This window comes from Arthrobacter sp. SPG23 (genome assembly GCF_000876655.1).
Lineage (GTDB): Bacteria > Actinomycetota > Actinomycetes > Actinomycetales > Micrococcaceae > Arthrobacter.
In genome coordinates, this window is record NZ_JYCN01000004.1 from 74,424 (window position 1) to 91,655 (window position 17,232).

17 protein-coding genes are annotated in these 17,232 nt (G+C 64.4%); 7 read left to right on the top strand and 10 right to left on the bottom strand.

Annotated elements, in window-relative coordinates; translation table 11 throughout:
• The first annotated feature begins 143 nt into the window (after positions 1–143).
• Positions 144–401, top strand: a complete 258-nt coding sequence (locus TV39_RS02070) for a hypothetical protein (protein WP_043477650.1) — start codon at positions 144–146, stop codon at positions 399–401.
• Between the two features lie 671 nt (positions 402–1,072).
• Here the strand turns inward: TV39_RS02070 and TV39_RS02075 are convergent.
• Entirely contained in the window at positions 1,073–1,648 is a 576-nt protein-coding gene (locus tag TV39_RS02075) for a hypothetical protein (protein WP_043477653.1), read from the bottom strand.
• 491 nt (positions 1,649–2,139) lie between these two features.
• On the opposite strand from TV39_RS02075, the gene TV39_RS02080 reads away from it, so the two are divergent.
• Together TV39_RS02080 and TV39_RS02085 are read left to right on the top strand one after the other, a co-directional pair.
• Positions 2,140–2,457 (top strand): hypothetical protein, encoded by a 318-nt coding sequence (locus TV39_RS02080; protein ID WP_043477656.1) that lies wholly within the window; start codon positions 2,140–2,142, stop codon positions 2,455–2,457.
• A gap of 579 nt (positions 2,458–3,036) precedes the next feature.
• The gene (locus TV39_RS02085) at positions 3,037–3,798 is read left to right on the top strand and encodes a hypothetical protein (RefSeq protein WP_144406280.1); all 762 of its coding nucleotides are present in this window, start codon (positions 3,037–3,039) and stop codon (positions 3,796–3,798) included.
• 193 nt (positions 3,799–3,991) lie between these two features.
• Here TV39_RS02085 and TV39_RS02090 read toward each other — a convergent pair whose 3' ends face one another.
• Together TV39_RS02090 and TV39_RS21915 are read right to left on the bottom strand one after the other, a co-directional pair.
• A complete protein-coding gene (locus tag TV39_RS02090) occupies positions 3,992–4,603 on the bottom strand; it encodes a hypothetical protein (RefSeq protein WP_144406281.1) in 612 nt (203 codons plus the stop codon).
• A gap of 208 nt (positions 4,604–4,811) precedes the next feature.
• On the bottom strand, positions 4,812–5,000 hold the full coding sequence (locus TV39_RS21915; RefSeq protein WP_144406282.1) for a hypothetical protein: 189 nt from the start codon (positions 4,998–5,000) through the stop codon (positions 4,812–4,814).
• A 453-nt stretch (positions 5,001–5,453) separates the two neighbouring features.
• Here TV39_RS21915 and TV39_RS02095 point away from each other — a divergent pair, with 453 nt between their 5' ends.
• Positions 5,454–6,047: a recombinase family protein gene (locus TV39_RS02095; protein WP_043477665.1), complete on the top strand. Its 594-nt coding sequence runs from the start codon at positions 5,454–5,456 to the stop codon at positions 6,045–6,047.
• 103 nt (positions 6,048–6,150) lie between these two features.
• Here the strand turns inward: TV39_RS02095 and TV39_RS02100 are convergent, their stop codons facing one another.
• The 7 genes from TV39_RS02100 to TV39_RS02130 all read right to left on the bottom strand — a co-directional run bounded on the left by TV39_RS02100 (position 6,151) and on the right by TV39_RS02130 (position 13,716).
• A complete protein-coding gene (locus TV39_RS02100; RefSeq protein WP_013599688.1) occupies positions 6,151–6,354 on the bottom strand; it encodes a cold-shock protein in 204 nt (67 codons plus the stop codon).
• Positions 6,355–6,498: 144 nt separating this feature from the next.
• A complete protein-coding gene (locus TV39_RS02105; RefSeq protein WP_043477668.1) occupies positions 6,499–7,422 on the bottom strand; it encodes an alpha/beta fold hydrolase in 924 nt (307 codons plus the stop codon).
• 45 nt (positions 7,423–7,467) lie between these two features.
• Positions 7,468–10,227, bottom strand: coding sequence for a PEP/pyruvate-binding domain-containing protein (locus TV39_RS02110; protein ID WP_043477671.1), 2,760 nt, complete (start codon positions 10,225–10,227; stop codon positions 7,468–7,470).
• Positions 10,228–10,236: 9 nt separating this feature from the next.
• Positions 10,237–10,554: a hypothetical protein gene (locus tag TV39_RS02115; protein ID WP_043477675.1), complete on the bottom strand. Its 318-nt coding sequence runs from the start codon at positions 10,552–10,554 to the stop codon at positions 10,237–10,239.
• Positions 10,555–10,661: 107 nt separating this feature from the next.
• Complete coding sequence (locus tag TV39_RS02120) at positions 10,662–11,813, bottom strand: GGDEF domain-containing protein (RefSeq protein ID WP_043477678.1); 1,152 nt, start codon at positions 11,811–11,813, stop codon at positions 10,662–10,664.
• 168 nt (positions 11,814–11,981) lie between these two features.
• Positions 11,982–13,037, bottom strand: a complete 1,056-nt coding sequence (locus TV39_RS02125) for a zinc-dependent alcohol dehydrogenase family protein (RefSeq protein WP_043477681.1) — start codon at positions 13,035–13,037, stop codon at positions 11,982–11,984.
• A gap of 67 nt (positions 13,038–13,104) precedes the next feature.
• The gene (locus TV39_RS02130) at positions 13,105–13,716 is read right to left on the bottom strand and encodes a response regulator (protein WP_235347244.1); all 612 of its coding nucleotides are present in this window, start codon (positions 13,714–13,716) and stop codon (positions 13,105–13,107) included.
• Between the two features lie 276 nt (positions 13,717–13,992).
• Here TV39_RS02130 and TV39_RS02135 point away from each other — a divergent pair, with 276 nt between their 5' ends.
• The 3 genes from TV39_RS02135 (at position 13,993) to TV39_RS02145 (ending at position 17,225) form a co-directional block, all read left to right on the top strand.
• Positions 13,993–14,499, top strand: coding sequence for an ankyrin repeat domain-containing protein (locus tag TV39_RS02135; RefSeq protein WP_082049447.1), 507 nt, complete (start codon positions 13,993–13,995; stop codon positions 14,497–14,499).
• A gap of 307 nt (positions 14,500–14,806) precedes the next feature.
• Positions 14,807–16,735 carry a hydantoinase/oxoprolinase family protein gene (locus TV39_RS02140; RefSeq protein ID WP_043477684.1) on the top strand — a complete coding sequence of 643 codons (1,929 nt, stop codon included), beginning with the start codon at positions 14,807–14,809 and terminating at the stop codon, positions 16,733–16,735.
• Positions 16,736–16,784: 49 nt separating this feature from the next.
• Entirely contained in the window at positions 16,785–17,225 is a 441-nt protein-coding gene (locus tag TV39_RS02145) for an acetone carboxylase subunit gamma (protein ID WP_235347246.1), read from the top strand.
• Positions 17,226–17,232: the final 7 nt, after the last annotated feature.

The following is a 17,232-nucleotide window of genomic DNA, read 5'->3' on the forward strand; positions in this document are numbered from 1 at the left end:
GAGAGCTACCCTCAGGGCGGCACGCGCGGTCTTAGATCCTGGAGTTCGGGGATATAGGGATCAGCCTGGCTGCGCGCGCATCTTGACTGCTTGGATAGTATGCAGAGACGGTGCGGAATCCATCCTTTATCCAAGGAATCCTGATGAACATCTTTTGGCCCGGCATGATCATCGGTCCGCTACTAGTTGCAATTTGTCTATTTGGATACATCAAGCGAGACGCGCTGGCCGACAGAGTCGGAGCGAGTATGTCCTGGTTACTTCCCAAGAAGGCTGCCGAGAGGGTCCGCGAAAGCCGCGACCAAAATGTCACAAATCTGATGCTTCCGCTTTTCGGTGGCATGGCAATGGGAGTGGCGATATTCATCCTTTCCGCAACCGGCGTCATGCGCGGCGCATGATCTGAGAGGTGCCAGTGTTTCCAGTACTTTTAGTCTTGATCCTGATCGGTTTCGGCTTCGGAGCGCTTGCGCTCATACAGATAGTCAGACGATCGAAAGACCGCCCGTCTTCCAAAGCATTGCCTCTCGTGTACGCAACGCTCGGAATGCTATGCATCATCGCCGCCGGCGTCCTGTGGACACCGGGATCTTAAAACGGCGATGGACGTCCGAACCGGGGGACCGGAAGAGCTTGGCTTCCCAGATTTCAAACTGCAGAGGAGGTACGCATGGATCCCGTGATCATTTTCGTCATCATTGGCGTGATCGGAATTATCTACGCCAGCTTCATGATCTTTAGGAACCGAGGGAAGTAGCGGCGTATATTTCCTCGGCGGAACGACTGAGGCTTTCCAGCCACAGGCCCAGTTATGAACGCCCAACGGGACGGTTCTTGGCGTCGCGGAGAGGACTCAGGGGAGCAATCGGAACGGGTGGGTGCCGATTAGGGGACTGCGGTGTTTCCTAAAAGCCCATTGAAATAGAGAATCACAAATGCGGCCACGAAAATCAGCGTGATGATGGGCAGCTGCCAATTTTTCATCGCTTGTCCTTCCACGGGCCCTTATGGATGAGACGATATCCCGCCAGCTAGCAATCGATGCTCATGCTCCCCTTTCCCTAGGTTGGACTCAAAGAATGCGTCCGCTCATACGGAGACCGCCCACGGTCTTTGTATAGATCGATGCGGGTATGACCGCTTGCTCCGTCCCGAGCCACATGAATATCCGGTCACGGTGTTCGCAGGCTATTCCAGTCGCGCCCTTCGCGAGCAGGGCCCAACCGAGGACGGGGTCGCCGTCGACGTTCACGCTGTGCGGGGTGCCTTGCGCCAAGCTGATAGATCTGAGGGTGTCGGCGAGACCTGAGAGCAACCGCATCCTGGCAAACTCGGTCAGCTCGTTGGCGAGGGCTGTCATGAGGAATGCTGCGTGATACGGCCCGGGTCGATCGGGCTTGAAGGTCGCCAGGCACTCGGGTGCGTCGGCTCCGGCGCCCGGTCCTGACGCGATGGCGAAGCGTGCACTGACCGTCTCCCCGGTTGTACCTCGCCGCCGTGCGGGTGTGGATACGCTGCCAGGCTCGATTCCCTTTGTGTCTGTGCGGACTGCGTAGGGGCCAAAGGCTTCGAGTTTCGCCCTCATGCGGTCACGGAGGGAGGAATGGTGTGGGAGGGAGTCCCTGCGCTCGTACATCGATCCGCCCATGGCGCTATTCTCCATTGAGCCGCTGCGTGATGGCCATCCCCACTAGGGATTGCTCGGCAATACAGCCCGAACTTGTCGGAATGCTACTTGGAGGTCCACCAGTACATCCACGTTGGGAGCGCGCAGAAGCCGCCAGAATCGAGGCGCAAGCCGCCATCCGTAAGGAAGTGGAAGGGCGCGGCACTGAAAGAGCTGCGGGAATCCAGGGACAACCTGCGTGGACTCCAGCAGCGGGGCATTTGAGAGCCTGGTCGCCATGCTCGACGCCGTCGAAGAGGACAGAGCGCTGCAGGACGATGTCGTGGGAAGGCTGGAAGCTGTGGGCATCCCTTCCACCGAGGTCCGCACGCCAGCGAGGGGCCACACCCGGAAGACGGTCGTGGCCGGCGAAGCCTTCCCGTTCTTCCACAAGATGGGGCTTTCAGCTGCCCAGGACTGTCAGCCGCGATGGCTAAGCTGGCCCCATCAGCATCCCGAGAAGGAGAAACCCTATGGCCGTCTGCGACGTGCTCCGGTGCCAGAACCAGCCCACCGAAAGATTCATCACCAACGAGGACGTTTTCATGGAGGCCGCTGTCTGCGGTGAGCACATGGCGAAGCTCAGCGCGGGCGAGGGCTGGGAGTATAACGGCATGGACCGTGAGCTGGTGATGGGGTCCGACCTGGCGCCGGCCCTGGTCAACTTTGAAATCACCGAATGCGTCGGAAACGGTGCCACCCTGACCATCGAGAGGGCCGGCGACGAAAAGCCGTACACCGTCTGGCTCAGCGAGAAGGACCAGCGGGAAATCGCCGCCATGTTCTACTGACCCACTGACAGCCCTTCCAGGAAGCCCCCGAGCAGCCCCCGCCGGGGGCTTCCATTTGCCCTCGAGATCGCGGCGCTGGCCCGGACCCGCACGGTAGGCCTGCCTTGTTCCGAGCGTTCCCCTGCCGAGTGTCACCGGAGGACGATGCTGGCCCCTCTGCCTTCCAGGGCGAAGACCGTGATTCACGCGCGCTGCAATGTCGCGTGTGCGGCACTAGTGCTCACGACCACATCGTCTCAGACCGATGGCTCGTTCTCGCAAGGGCCGTCAGCTGATCGTGAGCCGAACCCTGACCGGGCCGAAAAGGGGCCGTCTCATGCACCGGACCCAGTAACCGCGAAGAATGCGCGGCCCGAGGGATAGCGACCCCTTGCGGGCATTCCCACGGGAAGGCAGTGGGGTTCACGAATTATCCTGCAGCCTTGTTGGCTGAGGAAGACTCGCGGCGGCCGTCGGTGCTTTCCGGGATCTTGAGAGGTAATCGTTGACACTGGCGAAGCGCGGGCGTTCGATGATCTCACAGGGTCACACCCTGCGAGGAGGCGACCGTCGATGCGGGTGGTTAGCAAGCCTAAACGAGTGGCCGTGATCGTCGGCGGTGCTTTGGTGGTTGCCGGGTGTCTCGGCATATGGCATGCCGCCATAATTTCGAATGGGCTGGAGAGTGGCAGGAGGATCGGGCTGTCGTTTTTCTTGGCCATCTTTGCCTTGGTCCGGGGCGTCGTCATCCTGTCCTGGAATCGCCGGACTGAGCCCATGGTCCTTATGCGCGTGCAGGCAGCGGATGCCCTTCTAGGGATTCTTCCTCTGGCCTTCTTCGCTTCCAGTCTTCTGTCCATGCCCGTGCCTGAGCTCGCAGATCCTGCCCAACCGTACTTGTGGATGGCCGGCCTGGTTCTGGCGTCGGCTGCCTTTTCAGTGGTACCGGCGGAAGAGGCGGCGCTCTTGGAGATCCCGCCACTGCGTCCCGGACGTTACCTGGACTGGCTCAGATGGCAGAACTTCGGCGCTGGCACTCTGCTGTTCTCGGTTCTCGTTCCAGTCATGTACTTTTCCTATCCACTGCAGTCTTACGCCTTTGCACCACTGATCGTCGTGTTGGCCCTGGCCCAGGCGACTGTGAGCGTCTGGCGCATCATCGAACACCGCCAGCTTTCAAAAGCGGGGGTGCACCTGTCCGGGCTGCAGATTAGCTGGCTGAGAGTCATCCATATCAAGCGCGGACACGAGGCGGCCGTGAAGGAGCTGCGCACGATGTATCCCAAGATCAGCCCCCTCCAGGCCGGGACCATCATCGAAAACCTTTACCGCACGGAAGAGCAACCAACGGAGGTCGCATGACGGAAGGGGAGCCGGGATGGCCAAGCGGCGGATGCGCGATAACTGGGTGGTGTATTTAATACCACCCGTCGCCGTTGCCGCCGTCTTGGTTTGGCTCATGAGGGACGTCTGGCGCTGGTTCTGACGGCCCGGTTTCGTTATAAGGGAGCATTAAGGCCACAGGGGTCGGCCTGATGACCCTCAAGCCAGACCCTCAGTGAATGGGGTTTCCATGGGAATCTATCGGCATCTTTTCCGCCGCGAACAGCAGACCACGATATAGCTCGGCGTCGTGGACCAGATTGGGCGGCCACACCCCGGGGTTGTTGCTGTAGGTGATGTAGCTGGACGTGTACATAATCTCGGTGTGCATTTTTGCGACTCCAAGCTTGCGCCAAGTGGTTCTCCCGTCCACCATTGCCTGCACTTGGAACGGCACTGATTGGGTGAAGACTGGCATCGCATCCATTGCAAAGTGGGCATGCTTGGTAACGACCTGCCGAGCGGGTATTGCGTAGGCGTGTGCCATATCGTCCATGTCTTCTGCTCTGGGATCGATGGTCTTCCTGAACGACTGGCATTCCAAAATGACCTCTTTGCCGCGTTCATCTGTGGCAACCAGACGAAGCGCTGTCACCACTCTTGGACGGGCGCCTGAGTTGAAGAGGATCACGGGGATTCGCAGGACCATTCGGGTCTTGGTGATGTACCCGCTGAACGTGACCACTGGATATAGTTTTAGACGCCCACGACGCGCCTGCAGCCAGTAAAAAGAGCTGATAGTGAATACCAGAGCAAGAGACGCAATGAACACTGATTCAGTCATACCCAGACGGTCTCACGACTCCACAGCCTTCGTGGGCATCTCCGTACTGCGTGGTCGTGAATCAATCCCGACCGGGCCGAAAATTGGCACCGTATCGCACGATACGCAAGGTCATCGCCGACCTGGGCTTGGCATCGTAGCAACAGGCTGCGAGCGAGAGGCTCAAAACCATCGTCGCGAATTGGCAGTAGGGGCAAGTAGCGTCCAGCTACAAATTCAGTGCCGGCAGTGCGAGGCTAAGACCTACCGCCGTAGCCAAAAGGATTCCCGCAATAACCCAGTTGCGTGTTGGAATGTGTTTCTTGTCGAATTCTCTTGCACGAATCACGGGAACGAAAATTAGGGCCAGGGCGCCAAAGGCCAACGAAATTAGCAGCAGTACTGCGAAGGTAAACAAAGCATCTCCTTGCCTGTGGGCATGTCTTCGGTGCTGTGAGTATTCCCCTCGGGGCCGCACGAAACAATTCACCCCAACGATGGCTCAGCATAACCGGTTGCGGCAACAGGAGGATGTTTGTCGCCCCACAGTTCTGCAGGCTTCTCGGTCCGCTCAAGCTTCGGGACGTTCCGGGCCACAGCCGGAACGGGGATTGAGAAACGGCCGGAAACACCCGAGGTACCCTTCCGGGCACCCGGGCGGGCCCACCACCCACGAAACAGTACGAAACATTTCTCGCATACCCGCCCGTACAAGCTGTCCCGAAAGCCGGTCCTCTTCCGGACGACCCGCCTCTCACCAGCACAAACGCAGCTCCGCGAGGACACCCCCGCCGTAAGACCCGTCCGGTGAACTGCCCGGTGACGGTGGCATATCTGGTCCACCAAAAAGTCGCGTGGCACACTGTTGCGCATGACCGCTTTGCTGGTCGGCTACGCGCGGGTGTCCACGGAGCAACAGGACCTCACGGCGCAGCGCGACGCACTGTCAGCTATGGGGATCACGCCGGACCGGATCTACGTGGATCACGGGCTGACCGGCACTGACCGGAACCGTCCGGGACTCCGGGAAGCGATGGCGGCCTGCCGGGACGGTGACACCTTCGTGGTCACCAAGCTGGACCGCCTCGCCAGGTCCGTTCGGGATGCCCACGAAATCGTCGACGAGCTCGCCCAGCGGAATGTGAAACTCAGCATCGGCGGATCGGTGCACGATCCCACGGACCCCATCGGAAAGCTGCTGTTCAATGTCCTGGCCATGGTGGCCGAATTCGAGAGCGACCTGATCCGGGCGCGTACCCGCGAGGGCATGAAAATAGCCAAAGCCAAGGGCCGCCTGAAAGGCAAAAAACCGAAGCTGTCTCCGGCGCAGGAAGCTCACCTGGTCAAACTGCACGATGCCGGCGAGCACACCACAGGGGAACTCGCAGAACTCTTTTCCGTAGCCAGGTCCACGGTGTACCGGGCGGTGCAGCGCGCCCGCCACAAGACGGGAGCGGCCCGCTAGCCGGAATCTCAACGCAACAGCCCCTCCGCACCGGAATGGTTCGGAGGGGCTGTTGGTGGTGCAGGGAGGTCCGGCTAGGCGCCGGGACCATTACCCCAAGCCTTTAGAGAGGGCGGATGTTCTCTGCCTGAGGGCCCTTCGGACCCTGGGTCACATCGAATTCGACCTTCTGGTTCTCATCCAGTGAACGGTAACCGCTGCTCGCGATTGCCGAATAGTGGGCGAAAACGTCTGCTGATCCGTCATCGGGGGCAATGAAGCCAAAACCCTTTTCGGCGTTGAACCATTTAACTGTGCCTGTTGCCATGGCTGCATTCCTTTATGTGACTCTGATTCTCTCTGCAGACACGAATGGCCGCAGAGCGGAGAACGTCCCCCGCTGTCCCCAACGTACGGGTCGGACGCCCTGCTTGCAAGGGTATAAGTGCCCTTGCGACACTATATGTCCGTTTCAGCTGCCCTCGGCGTACATGGCAAGCAGGTCCCGGCCGAACTGATGCGGCGACGTTTCGGACGGGCTGTGCCCGCCGCGGTACACCGAAATCCGGGCTCCGATGGACTGCGCGAACTGGCGGTGCAGCTGCAGCGGCCACAGATCGTGCTCGCCCACGGCCACGAATTTCGGCACGGTTGCGGCGGCGAGCACCTCCCTCAGGTCCGGGACGTTCTTCATCAGCCCGTAGATGTCCCGCACCGACTGGCGCCGCGTAAACGTGAACCGGTTCCGGACAAACCGCAGCCGGTGGGGGGAGACCTTGTTGACGTTCCGCCGGATGCCCCAGATCATCAGCGCAGCGCCCACCCGTCCGTTGGCCCAATCGGTGAACCGCCCGAACCTGCTGATTCCCCGGAAGCATTGCCCTGTCAGGGGCGGGCAGCTAAGGAGGGTAAAGCTGCGGAACAGCTCCGGGCGCTTCGAATACGCAATCTGCGCCACGATCGCGGCAAAGGAATAACCCACCACATGGACAGGAACCCCACCCGACTCGAGGACGGCGATGAAATCGTTCACGAACAGCTCGTAGTCATAATGCCTGCGGGGCGGGACAAGGTTCTCCGGCCCGGCGCCTGCCGATTCGTACTGGCCCGCCAGGTCGTAACTCAGTACATAGAACCCTGCCTCGGCAAGCTCCGGCATCATCACGGCGAAATCCTCTTTGGAGCCCGTGGCGCCGGGAACCAGCACCACCCGCGGGTTCTGCGGCTTTCCCATGGACACCATCGCAAGGCTCCCGCTCGGCGCCGCAAAACGGGTGCTCACCGAGCCTTTGGGCAGTACGGCCCAGTTCCAGTCGCGGATCTCCGCGTCCTTCAGCGCCGCGTCATCCATCACCCCGTCCGTGGAAGGGTATTCCTCGTGCTCGGGGGACGCCATGGCTCAACGATAGCCCCGGCGGAACACGTTTCTTTAAGAAGGACATCACCACGTCACGGTTCCGGCCGCGCCGTCCACGGTGACAGTCTGTCCGTCGCGCAGCCGCACGGTAGCGTCAGCCACACCCACGACGGCGGGGATGCCGTACTCCCGCGCCACTACCGCGCCATGGGAAATGACGCCGCCCATCTCCATCACCAGGGCACCCGCGGTCAGGAAGAGCGGCGTCCAGCCCGGATCAGTGGAGGGGGCCACCAGAATTTCCCCTGGTTCCACATGGGCGCCCACCGGATCCATGACCACCCTGACCTTCCCGGTGGCGGTGCCGGCCGAGGCCGGCGTTCCCGCGAGGCGGTCCGCGGCAGCCGGCCGGGGCAGCGCGGCGGCCGCAGCCATCATGGCGGCCTCGACGTCGGTGCCGTCCGAGAGCAAAAGGCGCGGAACGCGCCGCCGCCGCAGTTCGACGTCGTACACCCGACGGCGGGCGGCGACCATTTCCTTCAGGTCCGCACCGCGCAGCCCCACACGCAGTTCATCAAAGTCTAGGAAGAAGACGTCGCCGGCAGCCGCGACGGTGCCGGTCTTCGCCAGTTCTTCGCCGACGGCGGTGAGCTGCCGGTGCATCTCCGCGAGCACCATCACGATGTAGAACTTGGGCAGTTCCCGCAGGCCGGACAGCTGGCGTGCCCGGCGCAGGCACAGCGCCACCAGGCGTCCCCGCAACCGGCTCCTGGCCGCCGCCCGTTCCACGAGTTCGCTGACCCGGGCCTCCGCGTGATCGGCAGCGCGGGCAAACTGGCGGTCCGGAGCCTGCTCCGGATCCTCAACCCGGAGGTAGTTCGAGATCATCCCCAGAAGGTGGTCCGGTTCTTCGGCCCACCGCGGCATCCCCAGGTCGATCTCCGCCACGGCCCGGTGGCCGTACTTGGACAGGAATGTCCGCAGCCCCGCTTGGGCCACCCCAGGCAGAGCGCCCGCCTTGTAGAGGGCCGCCAGCTCATCCGGCCGCAGCTCCGTGAACACCCTGCGTGCCTCCGGGTCCTGGCCGAGGGACACCGCCAGCTGCCACAATTCCAGGTCCATGATGGTGGTCACGTTGTGGGGAAGCCCCCGAAGGACCGCTTCAAGTTCGCGCGGTTTGGCAATCCCGCGCAGCAGCCTTCGGGCCGCAGCCAGCATCAGGTATCCCGCGGACGGAGCCGGCAAAGTGGCCTCGATCAGCCCGTTGACCGTGCTTCCCAGAAGGTCCTCCGCGTGCTGCAGCCGCCGCGCCGGAGTCGCAGGGAGGGGGAGCGCCAGCTGGGCCTGCAGGCGGTCCTGGTAGCGCCGCGCCCGGCGGAGTTCCCAATCCGGCCACAGCAGTGTCCTGATCATCGCCGGAAGGAGCCCGAGAACCAGGGCAAGGCTCTGGGTTCCCTCGGTACCCTTTGTGCGTGTTCCGGCGGGGCCCTGCGTTCGCTTCCGGCCCGGGTTCCTGCGGGCCGGGCGGACAATGCTGAACCGCGGGTCTTCCAGCAGCGCGGGGAAGACCGCGGCCGACCTCCCGTCAGCCAGCGGCAGCAGCCTCAACAGTGCCTTGCGGCCGGATTTGTTGCGGACCACCGCCGTCAGGTCGACGTACATCCTCAATCCCGGGTTCACGTACTTCCATGGCCCCTTGCTGTTCCTCATGAGGCCCAGTACGGAGAGGCCCATGGGCGTGATGGGGCGGGTAAGTCCCTGGAGCAGCGTGCCGCACAGGTAGACGCGGGTGTCCCCGCCCGCTGCTGCGCGGTCCGCGCCGCCAGGCCCGCCAGGTGATTCGTCCTCCGGCAGCGGATACAGCGTGGTGATGGGCCGCGACTGGGTCAGCCAGGCCTTGCCGCCGGCGTCGATCACCCATTCCACGTCCTGGGGAGCGTCAAACAGCCGCTGGGCGGCGTCACCGAGGGATGTCAGTTCGCGTACCTGGGCCGGGGCCAAGCTGCTCCCGGTGCCCTGCGGCCCCTGCAGGATCCGCGCAGTGGCCGTGTCCACCACGAAGTGGTCCGGATTAACGGCGCCGGACACCACCGCCTGTCCCGGCCCGGGGCTGGAATCGATGACGCTTTCGGTCCGCGTGCCCGTCACCGGGTTGGCGGTGAACAGCACGCCCGCCGTGCCGGCGTCGACCATTTGTTGAACGACGACGGCGAGGCCCGCCTCGCGGTTGCTGATCCCGTTCGCTGTGCGGTACGCCACCGCACGGTCCGTCCATAGCGACGCCCAGCAGCGCCGGACGGCCTGGACGACGGCGTCGGCGCCGACGACGTCCATGAAGGAGTCCTGCTGCCCCGCGAAGCTGGCAAAGGGCAGGTCCTCAGCGGTGGCGGAAGACCGGACCGCCACCGGAACGTTGCCCATCGCGGCATAGGCTCCGCGGACGGCGGCCTCGACCTCGGCCGGAACCGGCGCTGCGGCCATCGCCTCGCGGGCGTGCCGCGCAAGGCCGTCCCGCTGGTCGTCCGGCAGCCCGGGAACGCCGTCGAACTTTTTCGCCCCGTCCGGACTGTCCATCCCGTCCGGACTGTCCGCCCCGTCCAGACTGTCCACCCCGTCCAGGTGGGCGGCGATGGAGCCCAGTTCCGAAGGTGCGGCCATCCGGTAGCCCATTGTGGTCAGGCAGAATCCTGCCGGGACGGGGAAGCCTGAGGCGGCGAGCTTGCCGAGGTTCATGGCCTTGCCGCCCACCAGCGCCAGCGATCCTGCTGCCAGTTGGCCGAGATCGACCACCAGGCTGTTTCCGGCGCCGCTGGCCGTCTCCGGAGCGGGGCTTACGGAAGCCATGTCCGGCTCCTAGCCGTTGTCCGAACCCTCTCCGGTGTCCTCCCACAGGACATCCAGGTTGCGGAAGATCAGCGGCCCGTCGCACAGCGCCGCCATCTTCGCGGCGAACTCCGACGTCTCCGGCCGGTTGGAATTCTCCATCGCCGATTCATAGGAATCGAAGTCGACGATGGTGAAGTACGTTCCGGGGCGATCCCTGTCCGCGGTGGCCACAATGCGGCGGAACGTGGCCGGGGTGCCTCCCTCGGTCCGTGACGGGCGCCCCAGTTGTTCTATCTCCTCGATGCGGGAGGTCTGGAATTCGATGATCTGCACAAACCCGGCCATGACTGCTCCTCGACGGCGGTGGATGCTGACGCGGATCACGTTAGACCCGGCGGCGTCCGGTGCAAAGAGGAGAAATGCCCTACTTCGTGGACTGCGTCCCCTGCGGACTACGGTGTGTGGATCCCGCGGACCGTGCGGTTGCGGCCCAGCGATTTGGCCCGGTACAAGGCGGCGTCCGCGGTCGCGATCAGCTCATCAAGGCCGGACGTTCCTTTGCCGATAGGGGCGATGCCGTAACTGACCGTGGGCATCCTGGAACCGTCAGGGCCCTCCACCGCTTCAAGCTGCTTGTTGATCTCCGCCGTGATGGCCTCAGCGCGGTCCGGGCTCACACCGGGCAACAGGAAGATGAATTCCTCCCCGCCGTAGCGTCCCACGAGGTCGGTTGAGCGGACCGTCCCGCTGCAGGCGGAGGCGAACGACTGCAGCGCAGCGTCGCCGGCCGCATGGCCGTAGGTATCGTTGACGGCCTTGAAGTGGTCCAGGTCGGCCAGGACCAGGGTGCCGTGCGCCCGGGTGTGCCGCAGCCGGAGCAGCTCCTCGGAAGCGAGGTCCAGGAACGCCGCCCTGTTGAGCAGCCCCGTGAGGCCGTCCTGGGTGGCCACCGCCCGGAGCGCGCGTGTCTGCTGCTCGCTGCTCAGCGCCGCCATGCTGAAGGACACCACCACCAGAAGCACCATGGTCACCAGCGTGGTCACCGCCGACCCGAAATAGGTGACGAAGACCAGTCCGTCCGGGCCTTCGCCCAAGTACACGACCAGCCGGCAGAAATAGTAGGCGGAGAAGAACGCCGCCGCGATGGCCAGCGGAATCCGGACCCGGGAGTACCCGGGCTCCAGCCGCCAGAGTTCGCGGGACGCCAGGCCCAGCATCAAACTCATCAGGGCAAGGAAGACAGCGCCGCCGGCCCAGATGTTCACTCCCGGGTTTTCCAGGGCTGATGACACCGTCACCAGGGCGGGACCCGCCGCCAGCTGCCAGGAGCGCGGCCGTGCAGCCCGCAGGGACCGGGCTCCGGCCCAGACGCAGGCTCCGCCGGCAACCAGCAGGCAGTTCCCCAGCGGATTGGCCCACACCTGGTGCGGTGTTCCGTTGAAGAGGTAGGCCGCTGACCCGGCGAGGAAGAGCGTCAGGGCCACGCACCACCAGGCACTGTAAGGCGACCGGGTGCTCCGGTACGCGGCAAAGTAGAACAGGAGCGCCAACGTGAACGCCACAATGGCGAAGGCAACCCGGAGGGTTAAGGTGTCGAGTTGCATTCAGTTTCCCCCAGTTCGCAACCAAGCAAGACCCGGACCGTGCGCGGACCGGGTCCCCTACGCAGACTTAGTATCGCATTCCGGGCCGCCGGCCGGGCCCCGATGTCGCGCTGCCTGCTGAGCCGGCGTCGGGCTGCCTGCTGAGCCGGTGTCGCGCTGCCTGCCGGGTCAGGGTGTGAGCAGCACCTTGATGGCTCGGCGTTCATCCATGGCCTTGTAGGCCTCCGGCGCTTCCTCCAGCGGCATGACGGAGTCGAACACGCGCCCGGGGTTGATGGTTCCGGCCAGCACGTCCGCCAGCAGTTCGGGGATGTAGGTCCGCGCAGGTGCCATGCCGCCCGCGATGGACACGTTGGAGTCGAACAGGTACCGCAAGGGGACCTCGCCCCCGCCGGTGGGCACGCCCACGAAACCAAGAGCGCCGCCCGGGCGGACGCAGTGCAGGGCCTGCTCCATGGATTCCTTGGTGCCCACGCATTCCAGCACTGAGTCGGCCAGCACGCCGCCCAGCAGCGCGCGGACCTTGGCCACGCCGTCGTCGCCCCGTTCCTCCACGATGTCCGTGGCGCCGAACTCCCGGGCCAGGGCCTGCCGGTCCGCGTGGCGGGACATGGCAATGATCCGCTCTGCCCCAAGCCGTTTGGCCGCGAGAACACCGCAAAGCCCGACGGCGCCGTCGCCCACCACTACAACGGTGCGGCCGGGCCCCACCTTCGCGGCGAGGGCGGCGTGGTGGCCGGTGGCCATGACGTCGGACAGCGTCAGCAGGTTGGCTGTCAGTTCAGCGTCAGGTTCGGTGACACCCGGGACCTTGACCAGGGTGCTCTCGGCCAGTGGGACCCGGACGGCCTGGCCCTGGCCGCCGTCGATCTTGTGTCCGGTGTCGTCCCGGCCGCCCCAGCCGGCCAGGTGCTCGCAGGCAACGGTGACGCCGTTCAGGCACTGCGGACACTCGCCGCAGCTGATCACGAAGGGAGCGATGACGAAATCGCCCTCCGCAAGCCCGGTCACGGCCTCGCCGACGCTTTCCACCACGCCGACAAACTCGTGGCCGATGGCTGAGGGCCTGCGGGTCGGCCTGACGCCGCGGTACGGCCACAGGTCCGAGCCGCAGACGCAGGACGCCGTCACCTTGACCACCACGTCCGTGGGCAGCTGGATGGTGGGGTAGTCCCGGTCCTCGACCCGGATGTCTCCAGGACCGTGGATGATGGTGGCGCGCATGGGGCTCCTTCGAACGAGTGCTGGGCTAGCACCGAGTCTAGACCCGGCTCCGGGCAGCCGGAATCCGCTAGCGCATCCCCTCGCGCCGGATTGCCGTGGCGATCGCAGCGGCCCGGGTTTCCACTCCGAGCTTGGCGTAGATGTGCGCCAAGTGGGTCTTCATCGTGGCCTCGGAGATGAACAGCCGCTGGCCGAGCTCCCGGTTGCTGAGGCCCTCGGTCAGCAGGCTCAGCAGCTCCGCCTCACGCGGAGTCAGGATCTCGTCCGGGCTCCGCAGCTGCTGGAAGAGCCGCGAAGCCACCGGGGCGCTCATCACGCTCCTTCCCTGGACCGCGCCACGGATCGCGGCGAAAATCTCCTCCGGCGCGGCGTCCTTGAGCAGGTATCCCATGGCTCCCGCGTCGACGGCCCGGACAATGTCCGCGTCCGAGTCGTACGTGGTGAACACCAGCACGGCCTGCCCGGCGTTGCGCCGGCGCAGCTGCTTGATGGCCTCGATTCCGTCCATGCCCGCACCCATGGCCAGGTCCATCACCACCACGGCGGGGCTGAGCTGCGCCGCCAGGGCCAGCGCGTCCTCCCCGGATGCCGCCTCCGCCACCACCTCGATGTCGGGCTGCGTTCCCAGCAGCGCCTTGAGCCCGCTGCGGACCACCAGGTGGTCATCCACCAGCAGCACGATAGGCCATTGCTGGTGCGGCGGCCGGAACTGCGAAGTAGGCTCTGGTTCATGGTGCGGTTCGCGACAGGGCGCAAGACGTCGCGCAGGCCGGGGTTGGCAAAGCTCGTGGCCACTGGTGGCGTGGCAACTTGCCTGGCTGTTTGCCTGGCCGTTTGCCTGGCTGCGTGCCAGGCGAGTCCGGGCGGGCCGGAGCGCTTGGACTCCCCGCCGTCGACCGCTCGCGTCAGCCCCGCGACGGCAACGGCGACGCCTGCCACCAGCACCCGTCGTCCCATGTCCGCAGAGGCGCAGGCTCAGCTGGACCAGGAGCTGATCCTTGCCGCAAAGGCCAACAACGTGTCGCTTGTCGGTGACCTGATCGACCGCGGGGGCAACGTCAATGCCAAGGACGCCATCCAGGACTCCGCGTTCCTCTATGCCGGGGCCGAAGGCTTCAACGAGGTGCTTCAGCTGACCCTGGCCGCCGGGGCGGACGTGCGCAGCACCAACCGCTTCGGCGGAACGGCGCTGATCCCCGCCAGCGAACACGGACACGTTGACACCGTACGGATCCTCATTGCTGCCGGCGTGCCCGTGAACCACGTGAACAACCCGGGCTGGACCGCGCTGCAGGAAGCCATCCTGCTCAACGACGGCGGGCCAAGGCAGCAGGACGTGGTCCGCCAGCTACTCGACGCCGGTGCCGACCCCGGTATTCGGGACCCGCAGGGGAGGACCGCGCTGGAAAATGCCGAGCGGCTGGGGTTCAGCGCAATCGCGGGGCTGATCCGGGGACGCTAGGACGCCGTCAACTCCGCCGTCCTGACCCTCATTCAGCGGCCACCCGGTCCGACACGCCGGTGCATTCGCGTGTCGGACCGGGTCTGCGGACAAAAGAAGGTCAGGACGGGCGCTGGCGCCGCTAACCACTCCACCACCCACCCGGGTGGCCGTGCGGGCCTCGAATAGTCCACCCGGTCAGGTGGTTGCGGGCCACTCCGGCTGCTGGGCCACACTGAGGTCAGTCCTCAATGTGGCTTGGATCACAGTCGCATGTTGGGGAATCCGCCGCTGGTGTCACCGCGCCTCAACATACAAAGGAGTATCAATGGAACGGCTCATTAACATCGACAACGGTGGGACGCTGACCGATATCTGTGTCTGGGACGGTGAGAATTTTTCGTTCACGAAGACTCTCACCACGCCCTTTGACCTCTCCCAGTGTCTCTTCGACGGCATGGCCAAAGCTTCCAAGGAAATCTTCGGTGAAGAGGATCTCCCCGGGCTTCTGCACTCAACCCGTCACATCCGGTACTCCACCACCCAGGGAACCAACGCGCTCGTGGAGCGCAAGGGTCCCCGGATCGGCATCCTCACTGACAGCCCCACACTGGCCGGCAAACTCCGCGAGGGCCAGACGGCAGCTGAGCTCTTTGAAGACCTCGTCGGCACCCGGGTGGCAGTCATCAACGCTGAACAGGACGTGGAGGAGCTCTCCCAGGACATCGTCAAGCATGTCAACCGGCTGACCACCGACGGCGCCGCACGGCTTGTCATCGCCATGGCGGACCGCAACAAGGAGAAGGCCGTCAAAGGCGTCCTGCTCCGGAAGTTCCCCCGCCACCTGCTGGGTTCGGTTCCCATGTTGTTCTCCTGGGAGTTCACGCCCGACACCGTGCAGGCCCGCAGGGTGTGGTCCGGAATCATCAACTCTTTCCTGCATCCCACCATGGAGCGGTTCCTCTACAACACCGAGCACCGGCTGCGCGACCACAAGGTCAAGAACCCGCTCCTCATCTATCGCAATGACGGAGCTTCTTCACGGGTGGCCAAGTCCGTCGCGTTGAAGACCTACTCCTCCGGTCCCCGCGGCGGCCTGGAAGGAACCAAGGCACTCTCGGAGGCGTATGGACTCGCACACGTTCTGATGATCGACGTCGGCGGCACCACCACGGACGTCGGCTCGGTCAAGAACTCGGCCATCTCGACCGATCGCCGGGGTTCCATCCAGGGAGTTCCGGTGTCATTCGAGATGAGCAACGTCCACTCCAGCGGCGTGGGAGGCAGTTCCGTCATCGCCGTCCGCCACGGCGTCATCACCGTCGGCCCCGAGAGCGTCGGGGCTGCGCCGGGGCCTGCTTGTTTTGGTTTTGGGGGCAAGCAGGCCACCATCACGGACGTCAATCTGCTGCTGGGCGTGCTGGATCCGGACACCTACCTCGATGGAGGTTTCAGCCTGGACGCGGAACGCTCCCGCGCCGTCATCACCGAAGCCATCGCCGAACCTTTGGGGATCACCCTGAATGACGCCCTGATCCGGATGGAGGCTGCCTACTTCGAACGCATGTCGCAGTCCTTCGCTGCCGACGTCGAGGCCGCGGACGCCACAACGGTTGCCGCGTTCGGGGGTGCCGGACCGATGAGCGCCTGTGGTGCCGCACGGATCGCAGGAGTCCGCCGTGTCCTGGTGCCCAAGATGGCCGCTGTCTTCTCAGCCTTCGGAATCGGGTTTTCAGACATTGCACAGACCTACGAGGCGAACGTCGCGGGAATGGACGCGGAAAACTTCGGCGCAACCAAGGAGACGCTGCTGGCCCGGGCTACGCGGGACATGTTCCAGGAGGGCCACGACATCGGCGAATGCCGGCTGGAATGGAACGTGGTGCTGGAAGACGCCGAAGGCCAGCTGGTTTCCGAACTGCCGTACCTGGCGTCCGATCCGCAGCCGGGCACCAGCGAACACAACACCATGCTGACCCTGACCGCCCGGTACGAACTGCCGCACGCATCGATCAGGCAGTCCGAATCAGTGGCCAAGACGCCCGCCGTCGCCGCCTCAACCCGAAAGGTCCGCTCCGCCGTGGACAGGGTGGACGAGGTTCAGGTCTTCGACTTGGACAGCCAAACGGCCGGGGCTTCGGCGGCGGGTCCCGCAATCGTCGAAGGCCCCTACTTCACGGCCCGCGTGCCGCACGGCTGGGTCTTCGACGTGACGGTCTCCGGTGACCTCATGCTCACAGACATGCTCCAGAAGTGACCCCATACAACCAGCAAGAAAACAGGTGAGACACGCTATGCGAATTCCAATGACGGAATATCTGATCATCGATCTCGACACCGAGCGGTGGAACTGCAAGGTATGCGACCACGACCTCGGCGACGCCAGAGGCAACTACAAGGAGGGGACACTGGTCTACGACCGGGACCCCACCGAAATCCACCAGTCGATCCTGGACCCGGAGAAGTACGAATTCACGTTCGCTCCGGACCCCACCTTCTGCCGGATTCTCGAGTTCTACTGCCCGGGTTGCGGGACACAGCTGGAAACGGAGTACGTACCGCCGGGACACCCGCCCACAGTGGACATGCTGTGGGACATCGACTCGCTCCGCGAAACCTGGATCAAGCGGGGCACCAAGCCTGAGGTCGTCATCAACTACGGACCCGGCGAAGAGGCCGTTGCCGATTTCACCCCGGCCCTCGGCTCCTACAACACCCACAACCATTCCCCCCATTCGTTCAGCTAGTACTTGG

Bases quoted from the DNA above. Each gene is read 5' to 3' on its own strand.
- TV39_RS02100 (WP_013599688.1), bottom strand. From the start codon at position 6,354: ATGGCAACAGGCACAGTTAAATGGTTCAACGCCGAAAAGGGTTTTGGC.
- TV39_RS02145 (WP_235347246.1), top strand. From the start codon at position 16,785: ATGACGGAATATCTGATCATCGATCTCGACACCGAGCGGTGGAACTGC.
- TV39_RS02125 (WP_043477681.1), bottom strand. From the start codon at position 13,037: ATGCGCGCCACCATCATCCACGGTCCTGGAGACATCCGGGTCGAGGAC.
- TV39_RS02120 (WP_043477678.1), bottom strand. From the start codon at position 11,813: ATGCAACTCGACACCTTAACCCTCCGGGTTGCCTTCGCCATTGTGGCG.
- TV39_RS02090 (WP_144406281.1), bottom strand. From the start codon at position 4,603: ATGACTGAATCAGTGTTCATTGCGTCTCTTGCTCTGGTATTCACTATC.
- TV39_RS02135 (WP_082049447.1), top strand. From the start codon at position 13,993: ATGTCCGCAGAGGCGCAGGCTCAGCTGGACCAGGAGCTGATCCTTGCC.
- TV39_RS02080 (WP_043477656.1), top strand. From the start codon at position 2,140: ATGGCCGTCTGCGACGTGCTCCGGTGCCAGAACCAGCCCACCGAAAGA.
- TV39_RS02075 (WP_043477653.1), bottom strand. From the start codon at position 1,648: ATGGGCGGATCGATGTACGAGCGCAGGGACTCCCTCCCACACCATTCC.
- TV39_RS02140 (WP_043477684.1), top strand. From the start codon at position 14,807: ATGGAACGGCTCATTAACATCGACAACGGTGGGACGCTGACCGATATC.
- TV39_RS02105 (WP_043477668.1), bottom strand. From the start codon at position 7,422: ATGGCGTCCCCCGAGCACGAGGAATACCCTTCCACGGACGGGGTGATG.
- TV39_RS02095 (WP_043477665.1), top strand. From the start codon at position 5,454: ATGACCGCTTTGCTGGTCGGCTACGCGCGGGTGTCCACGGAGCAACAG.
- TV39_RS02110 (WP_043477671.1), bottom strand. From the start codon at position 10,227: ATGGCTTCCGTAAGCCCCGCTCCGGAGACGGCCAGCGGCGCCGGAAAC.
- TV39_RS02070 (WP_043477650.1), top strand. From the start codon at position 144: ATGAACATCTTTTGGCCCGGCATGATCATCGGTCCGCTACTAGTTGCA.
- TV39_RS02115 (WP_043477675.1), bottom strand. From the start codon at position 10,554: ATGGCCGGGTTTGTGCAGATCATCGAATTCCAGACCTCCCGCATCGAG.